Consider the following 22,291-nt stretch of genomic DNA (forward strand, 5'->3'; position numbering starts at 1 on the left):
CGGTTAACCTGACCTGGGAAGAGGGAGAACCATGACAGAACCAACCCGAATTTTCCACAATCCGCGCTGTTCAAAATCCCGGCAAACCCTTGAACTCCTTCGCGAACAAGGTGTTGAACCGGACATTATACGTTACCTGGAAACGCCACCGACAGAGCAAATCCTGGAACAGATCCTTGCAGCCCTGGACATCACTCCCAGAGAGCTGATGAGAACCGGGGAAAAGGAATACAAGGAACAGGGCCTGGACGACCCCGAGCTTGGCCGTGAGACGCTGATCAAAGCGATGGTCGACACTCCGAAGCTGATCGAGCGGCCCATCGTAATCAGGGGTAACAAGGTAGCCCTGGGCCGACCGCCTGAAAATGTCCTGAATATTCTCTAACCGGAGATCTCCAATGGCGACCACCTCGCCCTATATCCTGGTGCTGTATTACAGCCGCACTGGGCAAACGGCCGAATTGGCCGCCCAGATTGCCCGGGGCGTATCCCGGGTGCAGGGTATGGATGCCAGAATTCGCACCGTGCCCAGTGTGTCGCCGGACACCGAGGCGTCCCTGCCTGCGGTACCGGACGACGGCGCGCCCTTTGCCAGCAAGGATGATCTTGCGAACTGTGCGGGCCTGGCCATCGGCAGCCCGACCCGGTTCGGCAACATGGCAGCACCGCTGAAGTATTTCCTCGACAGCACCGGCGACCTGTGGCTGAACGGAACCCTCAGCGGAAAGCCCGCCGGCGCGTTTACGTCCACTGGCAGCCTGCATGGCGGTCAGGAGAGCACCCTGCTGACGATGATGGTGCCACTGCTGCATCATGGAATGGTGCTGTGCGGTGTGCCCTATTCGGAAAGCGCGCTCAACGAGACCTCCGCCGGGGGTACGCCCTACGGCCCTTCCCACTGGGCTGGCACCGGAGAGCCACAGTCCGTGAACGACCACGAAAAGGCCATATGCCAGACGTTTGGCGAGCGCCTTGCGCGGCTTGCCATGAAATTGCGCTAACCCCGGCGCCACTCAACCACAACGGATCACCGAATGCTTCACAACCCCAAAGCCCGAATAACCGCCCGGCTGACCATTCTGCTTTATCTGGCCACCCTGGCGGCCCTGCTTGTCAGCACCTTTTACCCCGCGCAGGTCGAGGGCGTATCCGTCACGCTGATGCTCAGCGTAAAGCTGGTCCCGCTGCTGGCGTTTGCCGTACCAGTGTTCCGGGGCCACAACCGCGGTTACATCTGGCTCAGTTTCGTGGTGATTTTCTATTTTACCCAGTACGTCGTATCGTCCTGGCTCAGCGAAGGCGCTATCACCCCTCTGATCATCGCGGTGCTGACCTTCCTGCTGTTTACTGTGGCCATGGTCCACCTTAAGGTGAACCGTCCGCAGCCCGTTACCGAAACCTGACAGGGAACGCATCATGGCCGACAGCACTCATCCACCCGCGCCACATAGAAGTACCTTGACCCTGAGGGATATCTGCACGGCGCTGGTCACCGGTGGTGAGATTGCCCAGGAGGATGCCGAACGGGTTCTCTCGGCCAACATTGGTATCCAGACAGGGGGCAGCGGGCCCGCTAGCCAGCGCCACCCACTGGAACTGGTCGCCAAGGCCGGGTTGGAGAGCCAGAAAACCGGCCGCACCCTGGATCTGGACAGACTGACCCAGTGGCTCGCGGAGTGGGCGGAACAGCCCTACTACCACATCGACCCCCTGAAGATAGATACACCCGCGATTGCCCGGGTGATGTCCTATGCCTTTGCCCAGCGACACGGCATTCTCGCGGTTGAAATAGGTGAGGATGAAGTTCTCATCGCCAGCACCGAACCCTTCAAGAATGACTGGGAAGGCAACCTGCGCCAGGCGGTGAGAAAAGACATCCGCCGCGTGGTCGCCAACCCCGAGGATATCCGCCGTTACACCGTTGAGTTCTATCAACTGGCGAGCTCCGTCAGCAAGGCAGGCGGCAACAACGCAGCCAACCCCGCCGGTACCCAGAATTTCGAGCAACTGCTGGACCTTGGGGCCAGCGAACACCCGGATGCCAACGACCAGCACGTGGTCAAGATTGTTGACTGGCTGCTGCAGTACGCCTTCGACCAACGCGCATCGGATATCCACATAGAACCACGGCGCAATGTCACCCAGGTGCGCTTTCGCATCGATGGGGTGCTGCACAACGTCTACGAATTCCCGGACCAGGTCGGCGTGGCCGTGACCAGCCGCCTGAAGATTCTCGGCAGGCTGAACGTGGCGGAAAAGCGCCGCCCCCAGGACGGCCGCATAAAAACCCGAAAGCCGGACAACAGCGAGGTGGAATTGCGGCTGGCCACCATGCCAACCGCGTTTGGCGAGAAAATGGTGTTGCGAATATTTGATCCGGAAGTGCTGTTGAAGTCCTACGAACAACTGGGGTTTTCCAAGGAAGACCGGGAACGCTGGCAGGCTATTACCGATCACCCCCACGGCATTGTTCTGGTCACCGGCCCTACCGGCTCTGGCAAGACCACCACCCTGTACTCAACCCTCAAGCAACTGGCCACTCCCGAGGTGAACATCTGCACCATCGAGGACCCGATTGAGATGGTGGAGCCGGCCTTCAACCAGATGCAGGTTCAGACCAACATCGAACTGACGTTTGCCTCGGGCGTGCGGGCGCTGCTGCGACAGGATCCGGACATCATCATGATTGGTGAGATCCGTGACCTGGAAACTGCAGAAATGGCGGTTCAGGCCGCTCTGACCGGGCACCTTGTGCTGTCCACCCTGCACACCAACGATGCCCCCAGCGCCATCACCCGCTTGATGGAACTGGGCATCCCCCCCTACCTGATTCGTGCCACGGTGCTGGGCGTAATGGCACAACGGCTAACCAGAACCCTGTGCCCCCACTGCAAGGCGCCAGGGCCGGTGGACGCGCAGGCCTGGCAAAGCCTGACCCGACCCTGGAAAGCCACCATGCCCAAGCAGGTCTACCACCCGGTTGGCTGCCTGGAGTGCCGAAACACCGGTTACTATGGTCGGGCCGGCGTGTATGAAATCATGCAACTGTCCGGCAACCTGATCCGGCAGATTACCGAGCAGTGCGAACTGGACCAACTGAGAGTGGATGCGTACAAGGATGGCATGAAATCCCTGCGGCTTAGCGGCGCGCAGAAAGTGGCCGCCGGCTCCACCACGGTCGAGGAAATCCTGCGGGTAACCCCCGAAAGCCAGCGTTGATGCGCTCCCGGTCATCATGCCAGACATGGTTGAGCGCTACTGGGGAAACGCTCCGCACTGGGTGAGCAACTGCTGCCAACGCTCTTTATGGGCCGTAATGGCGCGGGCCAGTTGTCCCCAGACACTGTCGGTATTGCCCGTTTCCAGATAGAGCCGATACCAATCGCGGAACGCAGACGGCATGGTCTCTGACTGCTGGGCGGCGAGCGTATCCAGCGGTTTGATCAGCGCCTCCCTCGCCTGCTCAATGCGGCCGAGATAGTCCTCAATATCAGCGCCGTAACCGTCGGTATAGATATCCACGAGCTCGTCGGGCGGCGCTTCAGGCTCCGACCCCGAGCAAAGTGGCGCCCCTTCCACTCTCCTGATCAACAGAGCCGTTGCATCCTCAAGCCGCGCTGTGATCAGCCGAGCGCTGTTTAATAGCTGACCCGCACGATGTTCTGCCTGCCAGAGTTGATGCACACCACCCACATAATCCAACGGCTCATCTGTGTTGCCGTCCAGCAGACCTCTGACCGTCTGGTTGACTCGCTTTACGCCCGAAGACAACTCCGCCAGAACCTTGTCATCGCCGCTCCCGGGATAATATCCCTGCGACAGGGTAAACAGACGCTCAATCTCTTCCACCCCCCAGGTGGCGTTCCATATCGCAATGGGGAGCGACTCGGTTTTATGGGCGATGGCCTCTTCCAGTTCTTCCTGTATATCCTCGCCATCGGTCTCCGAAATACAGGTCTCAGCGGCACGGATAAACCGTGTTTCATAACGCAATCGATTCAACGGTTGCATTACCCGCCCCATGATCGAATTCCTTTCGCCGACCACGTATTGCAACTCACACCCGTAAAGAGACAGGAAATCGAGCATTCCCATGTCCAGATCCGGCATGTCGAGAACGCGCTCCCGTCGGCGCGGGATCTGGGGAACAGGGGCTATATCGGAGAGTTCGGGGCGCAGTTCCAGAGCATCGGCTACGCTCACAACGTACCCATCCATCATATCTGGAACACCGGAATCCGGCGCGCAGCCGGCAAGGTATAGGCACACCAAAGGCATTATCAGGCATCGAACGTCAGGCACCATGGAGGGTCAACCCTGCTGCAGAAACCTGTCGACCCCTGCAAAGTCCGTAGCCACCGCCCGCTTCGTGTCCGGCAGATCTCCCTCACGCACAAGCCAGACCGTGCGCATGCCAGCGTCCTCAGCGGCCTTCAGTTCGGCCTCAACATCGGAGAGGAACAGCACCGTTCTGGGTTCGACACCCAATTCGTCGATGATGTTGCTGTAGGAAGTTGATTCCTTCTTACCGCCGATACGGGTATCAAAGTAACCGGAAAAGAATGGCGTTAAATCCCCGGCTTCGCTGAAACCGAAAATCAGCTTCTGCGCCTTCACAGAACCGGAAGAATATACGAACAGCCGCAAACCTCGATCATGCCAGCGCTGCAGATACTCGGCGGCATCGTCGTAGATGTGCCCCCGGAAAGCACCCTGCTGGTAACCCTGCTCCCAGAGCATTCCCTGCAAGGCCTTCAACGGTGTTTCCTTGCGATCTTCCCGAATCCAGGTATCCAGCACCTCAACAAGCTCGTCGATATCCTCCCTGGCGACACCTGATGTTTGGGCAACGGCATCCAACTGCTCACGGATTTCCGTGCTGTCCGCCGCACCTTCCCGTACAAACTCAGCCATATGCTTCGCCGAGTAGGGAAACAAAACCTCATGCACAAAGGAGATCGAACTGGTGGTTCCCTCGATATCCGTCAGGATCACGCGGATCATCCAGCCACTCCCGCCAGGCGCTCATAGCGCGGCAGCCGGCTGGCGATGTCTTCACCCGTGAAGTCTGCCACCCAGCCTTCCGGGTTGGTAAACAGACGGATGCAGGTAAACGCAGGCTCCGGCCCCATATCAAACCAGTGGCGTGTGCCATCCGGCACGCTGATAAGGTCATTTTTCTGGCACAGAACAGCGTACACCTGGTCACCAAAATGCAGGTAAAACAGGCCCTGCCCGCGAACAAAGAAACGCACCTCGTCTTCGCTGTGCACATGCTCATCCAGAAATTTCTGGCGGAAGGCCTCTTTCTGGGGGTTGTCCGGGTTCAGGCTGATGACATCCGCTGCCTGGAAGCCACATTCCTCCTTCAGCGCCTGGATCTCACCGGAATAGGCCTCAAGAATGTCATCAGATGACGCGTCTGCAGGCAGATCCCGGGTAGCCCATTGCTCAAAACGAACGCCGTGCTCTGCCAGCAGGTTAGCGATTTTGCCCGCGTCTTCGGTCACGATGCGGGGGGATTCGGGCACACTCTGGTCAAAAATACTCAAGGTTGTCATCGGCGGACCCTCATGGTTTCAAGCTCACATTCGAAAAGGAATTCAAAGGCTTCGACGTGGCGCAGGCAGTCTGACATGGTCCTGCCCCAGGTATAAAGGCCGTGCCCACGAATCAGGTAACCCGGTTGTTCAGGATGCTGACGAAACCAATCTCTGGTTTGGTCCGCCAGCGCCGGAATATCCTGAGTATTGTCGAACACCGGCACGGCCAGTTGCGACTCGTGGGTATCAACCCCGGAAAACGCTTTCTGTAACTCGTACCCCTGTAACTTCAGCGGTTCTCCGGCGGGCAGCAGCCGGCTCAACACCGTTGCCTTGACAGAGTGGGTATGCAACACCGCACCAACGTCCGGAAAGGTCTGGTAAAGCACCGTATGCAAACGTGTTTCCGCCGACGATCGGGCATTGCTCTGGACGGGGGTGCCAGCAAGGTCCACCACCATGACATCACCTGCCACCAGCTGGCCTTTGTGTCGGCCGGACACAGTGACGGCGATATGCTCATCATCGATCCGCGCCGAATAGTTGCTGCTGGTAGCCGGCGACCAGCCCTGGCCGTAGAGAAACCGGCCGGCATCAATGATGGACTGCGCGGCAATGGCGTAGCGGGTTACGTCAAACAAAAATCACCTCGGAACAGACACGCCGGATCAGCGCTTGATAATTACCATTATAAGGATGAGCGTGCCGCCCGCAAAGGCCGACGAACGCTCACCGGTCGGCCTGGAAAGCCATGGATCATACCGTGGCTTTCAGCGGAAGGCTGCGCTGGCGCTTCCCGCTCAGGGCAAATAACGCGTTACCCAAAGCGGGTATCACCGGAGGTACACCGGGCTCCCCCACACCGGTGGGCGATTCATCGCTATCGATGATATCCACCACCACCTCGGGCCGCTGATCATGACGCATGAGCGGGTAATCGTGGAAATTGCTTTGCTGGACCTGTCCGCCTTCCAGGGTAATGTTGCCGTAGAGCGCTGCCGTGAGGCCAAAGATAATACCGCCCTCGATCTGGTCGCGAACAATGTCCGGATTGACCACCTGGCCGCAATCCACAGCACAGTACACCCTGTGCACCCGGATTTCCCCGAACTCAACGCTGGCCTCAACCACCTGGGCCACGTAGGTGCCAAAACTGCGGAACAGGGCAACGCCACGGGCCCGCCCTTCGGGTGCGGCGCTGTCCCATTGGGCAAGTTGGGCAACCCTGTCCAGCACGCCCAGGTGTCTAGGTTCGTGATCAATCAATGAGCGCCGGAACCGGTACGGGTCCTGGCCTTGCTCATGAGCCAGCTCATCCATAAAGGTTTCAACAGCAAAGCCGTTGTGAGAGAAACCCACGGACCGCCACCAGGACACCGGCACCCCCGGATCTGTGTGGGTATGGCGTATGTCGATATTCGGCACCCGATACGGATATTCTATGGCACCTTCGATGGCGGAATGATCCTTCGGAGTCGCGACACCCTCGGCGAGCAGCCCAACGCGCCCCAGAGTGCCGTACAGGAATTTCGGAGCCCAGGGGTACTGGGCTGGTGCCGCATTGCGTACGTACCAGTCCAGTATCTGCGGGCCAACAATCTGATGGTGCCAGCCAGTGACATTATCGCCGCTGACACTGGCCCGCATCCGGTGCAGCATGGCCGGACGATAAACATCGTGACGGGTATCTTCTTCCCGCGACCAGATCAGCTTGACCGGTTTGCGTACCCGGTAGGCGACAGACGCCGCTTCCTCGATGTAATCATTGGTCAGCCGGCGCCCAAAGCCACCGCCTAGGAAGGTGGTATGGATGGTCACCTCATCGGGCGAGAGATCCGTCACCCTCGCAGCCGCGATCCGACCAAGATCGGGTGCCTGGGTCGGTGCCCAGACTTCAATGGCGCCGTCCCGATACCACGCCGTGGCATTCATCGGTTCCAACGTCGCATGGGCAAGGTAAGGCTGCTCATAACTGGCCTCCACCACGCGCTCCGCACCTTGTTGTGCGTCGTCATAATCACCTTCGCTGCGCTCGCTTTCCCCCGGGTCTTCATCGGCGGCTCTGTGGTACGAGGAAAACACCTGTTCGGAGGACACATCCAACGCGCCGTCGTTGTCCCATTCGATCGTCAGGGCGTCCTGGGCCTTACGGGCCCGCCAGTATTTATCTGCCACAACTGCCACGCCACGCTCGATCTCGAACACATCCAGAACGCCCGGCAACCGGCGAGCGGCGGTATCATCGTATGATTTTACCCGGGCGCCATAGCGCGCAGGGCGGGACACCACCGCGTAAACCATGCCTTCCAGCTCGACATCAATGCCGTAGATTGGCGCGCCAGTGGACTTGGCTTCGGCATCCAGGCGTCCCCGTTGCTTGCCTATGTACTTCCACTCCTCACGGGGTTTGAGTGACGGAGCCTCCGGCACCGGCTGCTTCGCCGCCAGTTCTACCAGCCGACCGTAAGCCAGGCTGTCGCGCCCGTTCGGATGGATGACCCTGCCTTCGACCGCCCGGCACTCAGCGGGGCTGACTTCCCAGACATTGGCTGCGGCAGCAACCAGCATCATACGGGCAGAGGCTCCCGCCACCCGTAACGGCTGCCAACTGGTCGCCAGACTGGTGCTGCCGCCGGTCAATTGCAGGTTGTAGAGGGGATTACGGTATTCCGGGGCCGCAGGGGCAAATCGCGGTTTGATGGAGGCTGGCGCCACCCCGAGCTCTTCCGCAATGAGGGTGGTCAGGCCAGTGTAAGTTCCCTGCCCCATCTCAACACGCGCCAAGGTGAAGTAGACCTGATCATCGGTCGTCAGCTCCAGCCAGGCATCCGGTTTCCAGCTACCATCCTGTTCATCATAACCGCTCTGGATGCCAGCGCAGCCCGGAAGCGACAGGGACAAGACCAGCCCGCCGGAGGAGCCGGCGGTTACCTTCAGGAAATCGCGTCGATTCATGGACATATTACGCTTCCCCCCGATCAGGTCGGGCAGCGTCGTCAACAACCACAGACTCAACCGCCGCGATGATGCGGGAATAGGTACCGCAACGGCAAAGGTTTCCGCTCAAGGCCGCGACGATATCATCGTGAGAGGGAGCGTCGTTGTGCTGCAAAAGGTGGGCGGCGCTCATGATCTGGCCAGACTGGCAGTAACCGCATTGGGGCACGCCATGTTCGACCCATGCCTTATGCAAAGGATGCAGGTTTCCATCTTGCGACAGACCTTCGATGGTCGTCACATCCCCACCGTCGGCCAATTCTACCGGGGTGGAACAGGAACGCACCGGATGCCCGTTCAGGTGCACGGTACAGGCGCCGCAGAGCCCCATGCCGCATCCAAATTTGGTACCTTTCAGTCCGAGTTCATCGCGGATCACCCACAACAGCGGAGTATCGCTGTCTATGTCGAGCATCCGCTCCCGGCCATTAACGGTAAGGCTCACGGCCATGGTTGTTCTCTCCCCTGCTGCCCAGAGCACTGGCCCCGGCTGAGTTTTATTATTATGAACGCTGAGCGTTCTTATTTGATGACGTCGTTGCCGTCCTTATCCGTCCAGATCTTCCGTTCGCCGGTTTCCATTTTACCCTGGGAGTCCCAGACCTCGCGGTCGGTTGTTGCCTCTTCCACCTTGCCGTTGTCATTCCACATAACCCGGTCTTTACATCCGGCCAGTGCCGCTACTACAAAAAGTACCAACATCAGTTGCTTCACACTTACCTCCAAACCGATCTTATCGGCGTTGGTGAATAGTCAGGATCCGTGAATCTCACGGTTACGCTGTTTGTCGCGGTCGCCCTTGCGGACCATGACATAGACGGCGCCGGTGCCGCCATGGCGCTTCTGGGCCGAATGAAACGCCAGCACATCTTCCAACTCTGGCAGCCATTTGGCCAGATGGCTCTTGAGCTGGGCGATACCGTCGGGGTTACGCTCTCCCTTGCCGTGGAGAATAATGACGGATCGAAGTCCATAGCGCACGCAATCATTAATGAAGCCGAATACATCCCGACGCGCTTCTTCAACGGTCATCCGGTGCAGGTCCAGGCGCGCTTCGATCGGGTATTGCCCAAGACGGAGCTTACGGAATACGCCATGCTGAACTCCGGGCCGTTGCCAACAGAGAACATCGTGCGCTGTCAGAGGCTCAACCATATCCGCCGTCAGTGGATTGCAGTCTCTGTGCGGCTGATCTATGGCGGACCGCTGACGCTCAAGGTGCCCTGGGGTCAGATCCTTTGGGGCTTTAACATCGGCTTTGTTCGGCTTCCGGATACGGCGGACATCCTTCATTTCCTCCAGGAAGCTCAGGCGCTCATCTTTGGTTGTCATGGCGATATCATTTACGGTCGAAGTTGCATGGACTTTACCACCCGGCTCACCCATCATAAAGGAGGCCCCTCGCCCTACCCACTGCCGGGCCGGGGCTGGCCCGCGCTCAGACAACCATCGTAGGGCCGGTAGATAGACCGTTGGTCTACACTTCAGGCTCATAAGCACGACAACGGACCGCGATTATGACTGCCGCATCGCAAGACAGTGCACGCCCCCAGAATACCCGTGCCATCATGGCATTTCTGCGGGAGCATTCGCCTTTTTCAAACATGGACGATGCACATCTGGCCCATTATGCCGAGCATGCCTCGCTGAGATTCTACGCCGATGGCGATGTGGTGCTGTCACCGGACGATGGCCCGGTACAACGGTTCTACGTGGTCAAACAGGGCCGTATTCGCGGCGAACGGGAGCGAGACCGGGACGGAGAAACCGAAACCACCTTTGAGATCAGCCAGGGCGAATGTTTTCCATTGGCCGCGCTGATTGGAGAACGCCCCACCCGCACACTGCATCGCGCCTCCGGAGACACCTTCTGTCTGAGCATTGAACACGACACCTTTGTCATGCTGTTCTCGCAGAGTGATCCCTTTCGTGATTTCTGCCTTCGCGGCGTCAGCAGCCTGCTTGATCAGGTGAATCAGCGCATACAGACCGGCGCCATGGCTTCCATTGGTTCCAGTAACTCGCTGGACACCCCGCTGGAACGCTACGCTATTCGCAATCCCATCGTCTGCTCGCCGGACCTCCCGGTCCGAAAAGCGGTTGCGCGCATGCACGAAAACAGTGTCGGGAGCATCGTGATCACCGATGACGAACGGCATCCCACGGGTATATTCACCCTCAGGGACCTGCGAACCATGGTGGCAGAGGAGAAGGGCCCTCTGGACACGCCTATCGGCCAGGTCATGACCCGGAACCCCTGCTGCCTCACAGCCAACGCAGACGCTTTTGAAGCCGCCATGCTGATGGCAGAGCATCACTTTGCTCACATCTGCGTGGTGGATGACGAGCACCGACTGATTGGCATGGTATCCGAGCGTGATCTGTTCTCGCTTCAGCGGGTCGATCTGGTCAACCTTGCCAGAACCATTGGCACTGCCAGCCATCTCCGCACCCTGGTCAGCCTCCGAAAGGATGTGTCCCGACTGGTGGACGCGATGCTCGCTCACGGGGCAGATTCCGGTCAGGTGGTAAAAATCATTACCACCTTGAACGATGTCACTGTAAGACGGGTCCTGGAACTGAACATCAAGAAGAACGACCCCGGCATCCCTTTCACCTGGCTGACATTCGGAAGCGAAGGTCGGCAGGAACAAACCCTGTTAACGGATCAGGACAACGGCATCCTGTTCCAGACACCGGAGGGGATGACCGAGGCACAGGTCAGGGAAAAACTGCTGCCCTTCGCGGAAACCGTCAACAAGGAGCTGGCGGAATGCGGCTTTACCCTGTGCAAGGGTAATATCATGGCCAGCAATCCCAAACTGTGCCTTAGCGGCAGGGAGTGGGATGACTGGTTTGCCCGTTTCATTGACGCCTCAACCCCGCAGAATCTGGTGTATTCGTCCATTTTTCTCGACATGCGGGCGGTATTCGGGCCAATGGAACCACTGGAACGATTGCTGGATAAAGTGCTTACGCGCATACGCAAGAACGACCTGTTCCAGAAGATGCTGGCGGGCAACGCCATTACCCGCAAACCTCCCCTGACCATGTTCCGCAACTTCCGTTATGCCCCGGATGGCAAGAAAAACACACTTGATCTGAAGCGCCAGGGGCTTGCTCCTTTCGTGGAAGCCGTTCGGGTATTTGCCCTCGCCAATAGCGTCGGCTCGGCCAACACATTGGAGCGCATGCAACAGCTCGCCATAAAAGGTGTCTTTGACACCAAAGACGCCAACGCATGGCAGGAGGCCTACAGCCTGATCCAGGCTATCCGGATGAGGGCACACCAGGAAATGCTGGACCGGGGCGAGCCCCTGTCCAATTATATAAACCCGGATGACCTTAACCCGCTGGACCGCCGGATTCTTCGCGAATCCTTCCGCCAGGCACAACGCCTGCAACAGAAACTGGAAATCACCTACCAACTCTGAAAACCGGGTCAACAGTTATGCTGGAGCAGATCAAAGACTGGATCGAACGGCGCAGGGCCGGCAGCACCGGTGGTCACGACCGAGAACACTTGCCAACGCCAAAAACCGCCGGAGACCAGCGCCTGTCAGACTGCCGGCTGATCGTACTTGATCTGGAAACGACCGGCCTCAACCCGGCAAAAGACAATGTCATCGCCATTGGCGCGGTGGCCATCCGGCACAACGCCATTGACCTGGGTGACCAGTTTGATCTGATCCTGCGTCGCCCGGAGCTGGACATCAGCGAGACGGTACTCATCCACGGCATTGGGCCGGAAGCCCTGACTCAGGGACATGAGACAGAAGACGCACTGCTCCATCTGCTGGAATGGATGAATGGCGACCCTATCCTTGCCTACCATTCCGCCTTTGACCAGAAATTCCTTGAAAAGGCTCTCAAGCAAACACTGGGCTACACCCAGCCCCACACCTGGCTCGATGTCGCCGAGATGCTTCCCGCCTACTTCCCCAACTCCAAAACCGGGGGCAAAGGACTGGACAACTGGGCCGATTTTTTCGACCTGGAAGTCAGCGCCCGACACCATGCCGCTGCCGACGCCATGGTGACGGCTGAGTTAACCCTCGCTGTTATCAATAAAGCACAAAAAAGCGGTGTCACCAGCCTGCGTGACTTCAATGGCAAACTGAAGTACTACCGACAACTGAAGAATATCCATCGACAAGGCTAGAGCCCCGGAACTGTGTCGCGTTTGCAGACCTTTTGTCCCTCAAATAACTGAGAATTAGACCTTTTGCCAATATCTATCTATCGCTTGACGGGTAAAGTCGAATAGGACATCACGTCGGAGAAGAACTATATGAATAATAATTTCTCTACAACCAACACTTCACAGAAAACCCACCCAACCTCCACAACAACAATACAGGAGTGATCCTATGTCAGGTCATGACTACGATGCTGTGAACTACTGGAAGGCGAACCTACGCCTTATATTCGGGAGCCTTATTGTCTGGGCCCTCGTGTCTTATGGGTTTGCGATACTGCTTCGCCCCATGCTCGCCGGAATCCCCATTGGCGGAACCGACCTCGGCTTCTGGTTCGCCCAACAGGGTTCGATTCTTACTTTCATCGCGTTGATCTTCCATTACGCCTGGCGGATGAACAAGCTCGATGAAAAATTCGACGTGCATGAGGAGTAAGTTCGAATGAGTCAATTTGCCATTAACCTATTATTTGTGGGCGGCTCATTCGCCCTCTATATCGGTATCGCCATCTGGGCGAAGGCCGGTAGTACGAGTGATTTCTACGTTGCCGGCGGCGGCGTTCACCCGATCACCAACGGTGCGGCGATCGGTGCTGACTGGATGTCCGCAGCATCCTTTATCTCCATGGCGGGCCTGATTGCCGCTGGTGGTTATGCAAACTCGACGTTCCTGATGGGCTGGACAGGCGGCTACGTTCTGCTGGCCATGCTTCTGGCGCCTTACCTGCGTAAGTTTGGTAAGTTTACGGTTCCCGAGTTCATTGGTGACCGCTTCTACAGCAAAAATGCTCGCTTGGTGGCAGTTATCTGTCTGATCGTAGCTTCTGTAACCTACGTCATCGGCCAGATGGCGGGTGCCGGCGTAGCCTTCTCCCGCTTCCTTGAAGTCGAATCAACCATGGGTCTGATCATTGCGGCTGTGGTGGTATTTGTCTACGCCGTACTCGGCGGCATGAAGGGCATCACCTATACGCAGGTGGCTCAATACTGCGTACTGATCGTCGCCTATACCATCCCTGCGGTCTTCATCTCCCTGCAGTTGACCGGTAACGCCCTGCCCCCGCTGGGTCTGTTCTCGACTCACGTGGATTCTGGCATGCCGATCCTGGACAAGCTGAACCAGGTCATCACGGATCTCGGCTTCAACGAGTACACCGCTGATGTAGACAACAAACTGAACATGGTTCTGTTTACCCTGTCCCTGATGATCGGTACCGCTGGTCTGCCTCACGTCATTATCCGGTTCTTCACTGTGCCAAAAGTAGCGGATGCTCGCTGGTCTGCAGGCTGGGCGCTTGTTTTCATCGCCCTGCTCTACCTCACAGCGCCGGCTGTTGCTTCCATGGCTCGCTTGAACCTGATGACCACCATCTACCCGGAAGGCACCCAAGCAGAGCCGATCCAGTATGATGAGCGTCCAAACTGGATCAAGGACTGGGAAGTCACTGGGCTGATCCAGTTCGAGGACAAAAACCAAGACGGCCGTATTCAGCTGTACAACGACTCACCTGAGTTTGAAAGCACAGCTCAGTCCCGTGGCTGGGAAGGAAACGAGCTGGTCGTTAACCGGGACATCCTGGTACTGGCCAACCCGGAAATCGCCAACCTGCCAGGATGGGTTATCGGCCTTATCGCCGCTGGTGGTCTGGCGGCAGCCCTGTCGACGGCAGCCGGTCTGTTGCTGGCAATATCGTCGGCGGTCAGTCACGACCTGATCAAAGGCTCGATAAATCCCAACATCACGGAGAAAGGCGAGCTGCTCGCAGCCCGAATATCGATGGCAGTCGCAATCTGTGTTGCCACCTATCTGGGCGCAAACCCACCGGGCTTCGCGGCACAAGTTGTTGCACTAGCCTTCGGCATCGCAGCAGCGTCCCTGTTCCCGGCACTGATGATGGGTATTTTCTCCAAGCGGGTTAACAATGTCGGTGCAATCGCCGGTATGCTGACCGGTCTGGGCTTCACCCTGGCGTACATCTTTGTGTACAAGGGCTGGCTGTTCATTCCGGGTACCAACAACCTGGCAGACACCCCAGAAAACTGGGTACTGGGCATTTCGCCCCTGTCTATCGGTGCAGTTGGTGCTGTCGTCAACTTTGCGGTAGCCTTCATTGTGTCCAACGCAACTGAAGAACCGCCCGTTGAGATTCAGGAACTGGTTGAAAGCGTCCGCTACCCACGTGGTGCGAGTCAGGCTCACGACCACTAAGCAACGAATCAGCCTAATTCACTGAATGAATTAGAAGGTTGATGACGAACGGGCTTCCTCTGTGAGGGAGCCCGTTCTTTTTTAAGGAAACCCGTTTTATGTTCTGGACGTTTGTCGCTACCGTTGTTTGCGGCCTGGGAGCCGCAGGTATTGCGCTCGGAATTCGGGCGATTACCCGAAACCTCGCTCCGAAGTGGATCATTCCAGTCTTTGCCGGGGCTGGTATGCTCGGGTACCTCATCTACACCGAATACACCTGGTTTGAACAAAAGCAGTCCCTGATGCCCGAAGAGGCTGTCATTGTGGACACGGAGAGCAACGGCATTTTATGGCGCCCATGGACGTTTTTCTTCCCTTACGTCAATGCTTTCTCGACAGTCGATACCAAAAGCATCAGCGAAACCCCGTCAAACCCGGACGTTTTGCGCTTCACCCTGTATCGCTTTGAGCAGAAAATGGTCGATGCTGTTTCTCATCGGATTCATATTCTTAACTGCAATACCCGCGAACTTGTACCACTGGGTTCAGACGGCGCCCCACGGCTTGATAACATGAAAAAACTGGACCCGCATGACAAACTGTTGATGACCGTTTGCGGCGAATGAAGATAACCCCAACCGCTCCCGAGAACCCCGGGTAGAATAAAAAGAGCGAACTATGATTAGTGCCTGGTTGCTGGTCTTAATTTCCATCACCTACATTTCGATTCTTTTTGTTATTGCCTGGGCCGGCGACAAGCATCCTGGTCTCTACCGTCGCCGACTGGCACGTACCCATATCTATGCTCTGTCACTGGCGGTCTACTTCACCTCCTGGACGTTTTACGGTGCCGTAGGCCGAGCCACTCAGGAGGGGCTCGGCTTTTTGCCAATCTATCTCGGCCCGTTACTCGTTTTTGTCTTTGGCGCTCCCCTGTTGCGCCGTATCATCTTCATCAGCAAGCGCAACAACACCACCTCGATTGCGGACTTCATAGCATCCCGTTATGGCAAATCCCAGTCACTCGCCGCTATGGTGGCAATCTTCGCACTGATCGGCAGTGTTCCTTACATTGCCCTGCAGCTTAAAGCCATCTCCATGGGCTTTAGCGTCCTCTCGGACACTGGCGTGGAACCCAATGAACTCAGTACCGCTGCGTGGAACGATTCGGCCTGGTATATCACGCTGGTACTCGCAGTATTTACCGTCCTGTTCGGTACCCGACACCTCGAGTCAACCGAGCACCACCGGGGCATGATACAGGCAGTGGCCTTTGAGTCGTTGATAAAGCTCGTGGCCTTCGTGGCCGTTGGCCTGTTCGTTATCTATGGTCTTTATGGCGGCTTCGGTGATCTCTGGGGCAATGTCCGCAGCGCCGGGCTCGTCGGCACACTGACCACCGACAGCGTAGAGGCTCCGGCTTTTATTACCCAAACGCTGGTGGCCATGCTGGCAATCATCTGCCTACCCCGACAGTTCCATGTCATGGTGGTGGAAAACACCGACCACCGGGATTTTGAAACCGCCCGCTGGGCGATGCCGATTTACCTGATTATCGCCAGCGCCTTTGTTCTACCTATTGCGGCAGCAGGCTTGTTATCCCCGGAAGCCAGCGCGTCCGATCCGGACATTCTGATCCTGAACCTGCCAATTCTGGCCGGAGAACAATGGCTCGCTATCCTGGCATTCCTGGGCGGTGGATCAGCTGCGGCAGCAATGGTCATCGTCTGTTCTGTCGCCATCGCAACCATGGTCAGCAACGAAATCATCATGCCGGCGCTACTGAAGTTCTTCCGCCCCGGCATGAACAAACGTTCCGATCTCAGCTACCTGCTACTCAGCATTCGACGGGTTGCTATCTTCGTGGTGTTGCTCACTGCCTACGGGTTCTATCGCATGGCGGGCGCGGATTACAGCCTGACAGCCTTTGGGCTGCTCTCATTCGCCGCAGCGGCCCAGTTCGGACCCGCACTTGTCGGTGGTATTCTCTGGCGCAAGGGCAACCATACCGGCGCTGTCTGGGGCCTCGGTCTCGGCTTCCTGATGTGGTGCTATACCCTGCTGTTACCCGCTCTGGCATCCACTGGCTGGTTGAGCGATACCCTTATTGATCATGGGGTTTGGGGCATTAACTGGACAAGGCCCACGGCTCTTTTCGGTTCTGAACTTGATCAGACCAGCCACGGAATTATCTGGAGCCTGGGCATCAACACCGTTACCTACATCGTTCTCTCGATGCTGACCCGCCAACGGGTGCGGGAAAAGATCCAGATCGCCTCGTTCTTCCACGATCCCCAACCGAGAGCTGAGACGCCGCAGCAACAGAGCTGGCAGGGTGAAATCTTGACCTCTGATCTGCAGGCAATCTCCGACCGTTTCATGGGGGAAGAGCGAGCCGAAGCCATCTTCCGCAACTACGAGCGGCGCAACGCCATTCGCCTGCACCCTCATAGGCCAGCTTCGTCACACCTGATGAAGTTCATTGAGCGGCAACTGGCATCGGTTATCGGGGCGTCCACGGCACGCGTGGTACTGGAGTCCACGCTCACCGGGCGGGACATGCAGATCGAGGACGTCGTGAGCATCGTCGATGAAGCCTCGCAGGCCATGACCTTCAGCCGGGAATTACTGCAATCGGCAATTGAAAACATCAGCCTGGGTGTTTCCGTCGTGAACCACCAACAACAGCTGGTGGTATGGAACCACCGCTACCTGGAGCAATTCAGCTACCCGAAGGGCTTCGTCCGGGTCGGCCGTCCGGTGGAAGACCTGATGCGGTACAACCTGACCAGTGCCAACCTGCCAGCGAGACGAATCGACGAGGTCATTGCTGATCGCTGCGCCAGCATGCGCGAGGGTCGGCCGATGTCCTACGAGCGACAACGCCCGGACGGCACCGTACTGAGGATTGATGGTAGCCCGATTCCCGGAGGTGGTTACGTAACCACCTTCCAGGACATCACCGCTATGCGGAGGACCGAGCAAGCGCTGAAGGAAACCAATATCTACCTGGAGCAGCGCGTCAAAGAACGCACCCAGGAACTCCAGGTGATCAACGAGCAGATGCTCAAGGCGAAATCCGTGGCTGAACAGGCCAACCAGAGCAAAACCCGCTTCCTGGCGTCAGCAAGCCATGACCTTCTCCAACCCCTGAATGCCGCGCGCCTGTTCACCTCGGCTCTGGCGGGTAAAGCCAGGGATCCTGAAATGACCGAACTGGTGGACCACATTGACAGCTCGCTGGGCGCGGCCGAAGAAATCATCAGCACCCTATTGGACATCTCGAAGCTGGACGCCGGTGCACTGGAACCGGATATCGGTGTGTTTCCGGTCAACGAGATCATGCGGCACCTGGCAACCGATTTCTCTGCCATCGCAAAAGACCAGGGCCTGGATCTTCATGTTGTCCCCAGCAGCGCCTGGGTGCGATCAGACTCAAAACTGCTGCGGCGCGTTATCCAGAATTTTCTTTCCAACGCCATTCGTTACACCCCAAGTGGGAAAATCCTGCTGGGCTGTCGGCGTCTGAAAGGGTATATCCGCATTGAGGTATGGGATACCGGGCCGGGTATTCCGGAAGACCAGCTTACTCACATCTTCGAGGAATTCCGTCGTTTTCAGCAGGGCCGGGACAAAAAAGGCCTTGGTCTGGGGCTCGCGATTGTCGACCGCATCTGCGGCATGCTGAATCACCCGGTGAACGTACAGTCAGTTCAGGGACTCGGCAGCGTATTCAGCATCACCGTGCCAGTTGCGCCGGCCGAGCAAAGTGACCAGAGCACCACCAAATCTGCACCCGCGTCGCGGCGTGTATCGAGCCTGGGAGGCCTTCACGTGGTCTGTATCGATAATGACCCTGCTATCCTCCATGGCATGAGTGCCTTGCTGGATAACTGGCACTGTGACGTGACAACAGCCGAAAGTCTGGAGGATGCTCGGGACAAACTGAACGGCACGAAACCGGACATCATATTGGCCGACTACCAATTGGACGATAACCGGAATGGGCTCGACGCCATGGACTCATTGAGGGACGAGATCAGCAATGATATACCTGGCATACTCATTACCGGCTATATGGCTCCGGACGTGAGGGAGGATGCGATCAACAGGGGCTACCAGATCCTTTATAAACCGGTGAAACCAGCCGCATTGCGAGCACTGGTTAACAAGTTGCTGAAACAGAAACGGTCATGACCGAACCCACTAGCAATGCCATCGGCGCCAACTTCGGGAAACTCAGTTACCTGGTCGTCGACGACTTTGAGAACTTTCGATTGTCCATGCGGCAAATCTTGCGGAATTGCGGCGCCGACAAGATCGAGTCGGTCGCCAACGCATCCGCTGCCGTCCAGTATTGTGCCTATAACCACGTAGACGTGGTGCTTTGCGACTACAACCTGGGTGAGGGCAAGAACGGCCAGCATATACTCGAGGAGCTCCGGCACAAGAAACTCCTGAAACGCTCTTCGCTGTTTCTGATGGTGACCGCCGAAACCTCCAAGGAGATGGTGATGGGCGCCCGGGAATACCAACCTGACGGCTACCTCACCAAGCCCATCAACCGTGCCATGCTTGAAAAGCGACTGGGCGGCCTTATCGCGCAACGCAATGCCCTGCTTCCGATCAACCGGGAGATCGATCGGGAAAACTTCCCCGAGGCCATTTCTCTATGCCTGCAGACGCTACCCTCGCAACCTCGCTACAAGACCTGGCTAATGAAAACGCTGGCCGACCTCTATTATCAGGTTGGAGACTTCAGCCATGCCCTGAAAATCCATGACGATGTACTGAGCCAGCGCGATCTGTCCTGGGCACGGCTTGGTCGTGGCAAAATTCTGATTGCCAACCAGAATTACGATGAAGCGGCGGCAACCTTGAAAGCACTGGTGTCTCAGCATCCGGATTACATGGAAGCGTATGATCTTCTTGCCGAGGCTCTCGAAAAACAGGGCCGGCCCACCCAAGCCCAACAGATTCTTGAGAAGGCGGCAGAGCACTCCCCTAACGCGCTGTTGCGACACAAGCACCTAGCCGTACTTGCCTCGTCCAATCAAGACATGCCGACAGCGTCCAAAGCCTGGCGGCAGACCGTCAGCCTTGGCACCTACTCGATACACGACAACTCCGAACACTATCTTGCATTGGGCCAGTCACTGTCAGACCTCAGTGAAGGGGACTCGTCAAATGAGGGCACAGCCCATGCGGACGAAGCTCTGACCATACTCCGACGTATGGAAAAGCGGTTTGCCGGACAGGAAAACATTAAGCTGCGTAGCCGAATTGTCCAGTCCCGGGTTCATGCCGGCCAGGACCGAATGAATGAAGCCCAAAATGCTCTAGACAGCGTTGCGGACGAACTCGACCCTGATCTAATGCCTCCCGAAGCCTGCCTTGACTACGCCAAGACGCTGTTCCGTCTGGGCCGGGAGGCCGATGCCAAGGGCCTGCTCAATGCCCTTGCCCTTCGTTGCAGCGATAACCCTCCGCTATTGCAGAAAATCGAGAGCTTACTCGATGAACCGGTGGGCTTCCGACAAAAACTTCAAGCCCGGTCTCTGAATCGTGAAGGCATCAAGGCGTTCGAGGCAGGCAATCTGGAAGAGGCCGTGACCACATTCAACCGGGCACTGGATATCGTGCCCTCCCACGCCTCTCTCAATTTGAACCTGGTACAGGTATTGATGAAGCAATATCAGGGTACAGCAGGTGATCGAGAGCTTTTGAAGCGCTGTGAAAAATGCCTGGAAAAACTCGCTGATCTGCCAGAACAACATCGCCAGCACCGACGCCTGATCTCTTTGCGCAAGAAACTGGAGGGAATGATGTCATGACCACCAATGATCATGATGAGTTGACTCACCCCCGAGGTACACAGAGCATCGACTTTTCAATGGTGCTGGCCTCAGCCGTCCATGACATGAAGAATTCGCTGGGCATGTTGCTGAACTCCCTGGATGAGCTTCGCCAGGAGCAGACAGACACCATCGGCGATTCTCCCCGCTTCAACACCCTGCAGTATGAAGCCGAACGCATGCACAACGATCTGGTGCAGTTGCTGGGCATCTACAGGCTCGGCGAAAACAACCTGTCCGCACATGTTGAGGAGCACTTCGTTCCGGACTTCCTGGCACAGCAAATGGCACGCCATACGCCGCTTCTTGAGGGCATGGGGATCAAGCTGGCGATCGAATCCGATGATATCAATGGCTTCTTCGATGAGGACCTGCTGACCGGTGTACTCAACAACACCATCAACAACGCCATCCGATACACCAAGAGTATGATCAAGCTGACAGCGGCGATGCATAATGATTTTCTGGTTATTGGCGTGGAAGATGACGGCGACGGATACCCGGAAAACATGCAGCACAATGGAACGCCCAGCTTCAAATCCCTGAACTTCAACAGTGGAAGTACCAGCCTTGGGTTGTTCTTCGCATCATCGGTTGCCCAGCTTCATAGCAATGGTGACCGCCATGGATATATCAAGCTGCACAATGATGGCCGCCTGGGCGGTGGCGTATTCGAGATCTGGCTGCCATGATGGAACACAGCCAATACTTCAGGAAGGGAACCAATGGCTCGAGGTCACGCTTTAATTGTCGATGATTCGTCGACGGCACGCATCATCCTGGCCCGCCTGCTGGAACGCGCCGACCTGACGACAAAAGGCGTCGTCAGCGCTGAGGAAGGCCTCACACAGTTACGTGAAGAGGCTTTCGACCTGGTTTTCCTGGACCACCTCTTGCCCGGAATGAATGGCTTGGAAGCCCTGGATGTGATCAAGGCGGACTCTGAGCTACGGCACATCCCGGTTTTCATGTACACATCGCAAAGCGCGGAACGTTATCGTCAGGATGCCAAGGCCCGTGGTGCCGCTGGTGTGATTGGCAAACAGGTTGATCGGGAACAACTCCTTACCACTATCGAGGCTATCCTGACAGATGCCTCCACCTTGCCTAGTCTGTCGCCAATCGACAATACCACTGGCGAACTCATTGAACAAAGCTACACAAGACGACTGACAGGACGGCTCGCCACCCTGGAGATCGCCTATGAGGAAACGCACGACGAACTCAGGCAGCTGCGCAAAAGTGTTGCCCTATTGGAAGCCATGCATCAGGAAGGTCTTGACGGGCAGCGCAACCGACTGAAGTGGCTGGCGATTGGCAGTGTCGCCGGCCTCGCAGGTATCGTTCTCTTCTTCGGTCTGGAATTGAGAGACCTGTCGATCTTGCTTGAAAGCCTGAACGGACAACTGGCCGTTATGCAGGAAATCGTAGGTAGCCTGGTTGAACTCGAGGAAGTGAGCAGGCAATAAAAAACCCCCGTCGGCGAAGCCGCGGGGGTTTTTGGTATTAG

21 protein-coding genes are annotated in these 22,291 nt (G+C 57.2%); 13 read left to right on the forward strand and 8 right to left on the reverse strand.

What is annotated here, in order from left to right:
- Nucleotides 1-31 precede the first annotated feature (31 nt).
- The 4 genes from arsC to tfpB are packed head-to-tail and all read left to right on the forward strand — an operon-like array spanning nt 32 to nt 3,219.
- Nucleotides 32-385: an arsenate reductase (glutaredoxin) gene (arsC, locus tag ACTRWH_RS16360; RefSeq protein ID WP_041334988.1), complete on the forward strand. Its 354-nt coding sequence runs from the start codon at nt 32-34 to the stop codon at nt 383-385.
- A gap of 13 nt (nt 386-398) precedes the next feature.
- Nucleotides 399-1,001 carry an NAD(P)H:quinone oxidoreductase gene (wrbA, locus tag ACTRWH_RS16365; RefSeq protein ID WP_127400936.1) on the forward strand — a complete coding sequence of 201 codons (603 nt, stop codon included), beginning with the start codon at nt 399-401 and terminating at the stop codon, nt 999-1,001.
- A 33-nt stretch (nt 1,002-1,034) separates the two neighbouring features.
- Complete coding sequence (locus tag ACTRWH_RS16370; protein WP_075195289.1) at nt 1,035-1,403, forward strand: DUF2069 domain-containing protein; 369 nt, start codon at nt 1,035-1,037, stop codon at nt 1,401-1,403.
- Nucleotides 1,404-1,416: 13 nt separating this feature from the next.
- Entirely contained in the window at nt 1,417-3,219 is a 1,803-nt protein-coding gene (gene tfpB, locus ACTRWH_RS16375) for a type IV pilus assembly ATPase TfpB (protein WP_462826645.1), read from the forward strand.
- A 36-nt stretch (nt 3,220-3,255) separates the two neighbouring features.
- On the opposite strand, the gene ACTRWH_RS16380 is transcribed toward tfpB, so the two are convergent.
- From ACTRWH_RS16380 to smrA, 8 genes are all read right to left on the reverse strand, one after another.
- Nucleotides 3,256-4,305 (reverse strand): DUF3080 family protein, encoded by a 1,050-nt coding sequence (locus ACTRWH_RS16380; RefSeq protein ID WP_075195291.1) that lies wholly within the window; start codon nt 4,303-4,305, stop codon nt 3,256-3,258.
- A gap of 6 nt (nt 4,306-4,311) precedes the next feature.
- Nucleotides 4,312-5,004 (reverse strand): acireductone synthase, encoded by a 693-nt coding sequence (gene mtnC, locus ACTRWH_RS16385; RefSeq protein ID WP_126810315.1) that lies wholly within the window; start codon nt 5,002-5,004, stop codon nt 4,312-4,314.
- A complete protein-coding gene (locus tag ACTRWH_RS16390) occupies nt 5,001-5,561 on the reverse strand; it encodes a 1,2-dihydroxy-3-keto-5-methylthiopentene dioxygenase (RefSeq protein WP_036206594.1) in 561 nt (186 codons plus the stop codon). The genes mtnC and ACTRWH_RS16390 overlap by 4 nt, the downstream gene beginning before the upstream one ends.
- The gene (locus ACTRWH_RS16395; protein ID WP_126810316.1) at nt 5,558-6,184 is read right to left on the reverse strand and encodes a methylthioribulose 1-phosphate dehydratase; all 627 of its coding nucleotides are present in this window, start codon (nt 6,182-6,184) and stop codon (nt 5,558-5,560) included. Before ACTRWH_RS16395 ends, ACTRWH_RS16390 begins: the two co-directional genes overlap by 4 nt.
- Before the next feature lie 115 nt (nt 6,185-6,299).
- Nucleotides 6,300-8,504, reverse strand: a complete 2,205-nt coding sequence (locus ACTRWH_RS16400) for a xanthine dehydrogenase family protein molybdopterin-binding subunit (protein ID WP_136633713.1) — start codon at nt 8,502-8,504, stop codon at nt 6,300-6,302.
- Between the two features lies 1 nt (nt 8,505).
- Nucleotides 8,506-8,991 (reverse strand): (2Fe-2S)-binding protein, encoded by a 486-nt coding sequence (locus ACTRWH_RS16405; RefSeq protein ID WP_136633714.1) that lies wholly within the window; start codon nt 8,989-8,991, stop codon nt 8,506-8,508.
- 71 nt (nt 8,992-9,062) lie between these two features.
- On the reverse strand, nt 9,063-9,254 hold the full coding sequence (locus ACTRWH_RS16410) for a hypothetical protein (RefSeq protein ID WP_040474675.1): 192 nt from the start codon (nt 9,252-9,254) through the stop codon (nt 9,063-9,065).
- 39 nt (nt 9,255-9,293) lie between these two features.
- On the reverse strand, nt 9,294-9,872 hold the full coding sequence (gene smrA / locus ACTRWH_RS16415) for a DNA endonuclease SmrA (protein WP_075195305.1): 579 nt from the start codon (nt 9,870-9,872) through the stop codon (nt 9,294-9,296).
- Nucleotides 9,873-10,057: 185 nt separating this feature from the next.
- Between smrA and ACTRWH_RS16420 the strand changes: the two genes are divergently transcribed.
- The 9 genes from ACTRWH_RS16420 to ACTRWH_RS16460 all read left to right on the forward strand — a co-directional run bounded on the left by ACTRWH_RS16420 (nt 10,058) and on the right by ACTRWH_RS16460 (nt 22,250).
- The gene (locus tag ACTRWH_RS16420; RefSeq protein WP_126810318.1) at nt 10,058-11,974 is read left to right on the forward strand and encodes a putative nucleotidyltransferase substrate binding domain-containing protein; all 1,917 of its coding nucleotides are present in this window, start codon (nt 10,058-10,060) and stop codon (nt 11,972-11,974) included.
- A gap of 17 nt (nt 11,975-11,991) precedes the next feature.
- The gene (locus ACTRWH_RS16425) at nt 11,992-12,702 is read left to right on the forward strand and encodes a 3'-5' exonuclease (protein ID WP_075195297.1); all 711 of its coding nucleotides are present in this window, start codon (nt 11,992-11,994) and stop codon (nt 12,700-12,702) included.
- 208 nt (nt 12,703-12,910) lie between these two features.
- Complete coding sequence (locus ACTRWH_RS16430) at nt 12,911-13,174, forward strand: DUF4212 domain-containing protein (protein ID WP_007154785.1); 264 nt, start codon at nt 12,911-12,913, stop codon at nt 13,172-13,174.
- Between the two features lie 6 nt (nt 13,175-13,180).
- The gene (locus tag ACTRWH_RS16435; protein WP_075195298.1) at nt 13,181-14,947 is read left to right on the forward strand and encodes a sodium:solute symporter family protein; all 1,767 of its coding nucleotides are present in this window, start codon (nt 13,181-13,183) and stop codon (nt 14,945-14,947) included.
- A gap of 98 nt (nt 14,948-15,045) precedes the next feature.
- A complete protein-coding gene (locus ACTRWH_RS16440) occupies nt 15,046-15,552 on the forward strand; it encodes a hypothetical protein (protein ID WP_091643969.1) in 507 nt (168 codons plus the stop codon).
- 52 nt (nt 15,553-15,604) lie between these two features.
- The gene (locus tag ACTRWH_RS16445) at nt 15,605-19,123 is read left to right on the forward strand and encodes a hybrid sensor histidine kinase/response regulator (RefSeq protein ID WP_041334959.1); all 3,519 of its coding nucleotides are present in this window, start codon (nt 15,605-15,607) and stop codon (nt 19,121-19,123) included.
- Nucleotides 19,120-20,760 carry a tetratricopeptide repeat-containing response regulator gene (locus ACTRWH_RS16450; RefSeq protein WP_041334957.1) on the forward strand — a complete coding sequence of 547 codons (1,641 nt, stop codon included), beginning with the start codon at nt 19,120-19,122 and terminating at the stop codon, nt 20,758-20,760. Before ACTRWH_RS16445 ends, ACTRWH_RS16450 begins: the two co-directional genes overlap by 4 nt.
- Nucleotides 20,757-21,473, forward strand: a complete 717-nt coding sequence (locus ACTRWH_RS16455; protein ID WP_052479536.1) for a sensor histidine kinase — start codon at nt 20,757-20,759, stop codon at nt 21,471-21,473. Before ACTRWH_RS16450 ends, ACTRWH_RS16455 begins: the two co-directional genes overlap by 4 nt.
- 33 nt (nt 21,474-21,506) lie before the next feature.
- Complete coding sequence (locus tag ACTRWH_RS16460; RefSeq protein ID WP_136632905.1) at nt 21,507-22,250, forward strand: response regulator; 744 nt, start codon at nt 21,507-21,509, stop codon at nt 22,248-22,250.
- Nucleotides 22,251-22,291 lie beyond the last annotated feature (41 nt).

This window comes from Marinobacter sp. G5_S1_61_S3 (genome assembly GCF_054968585.1).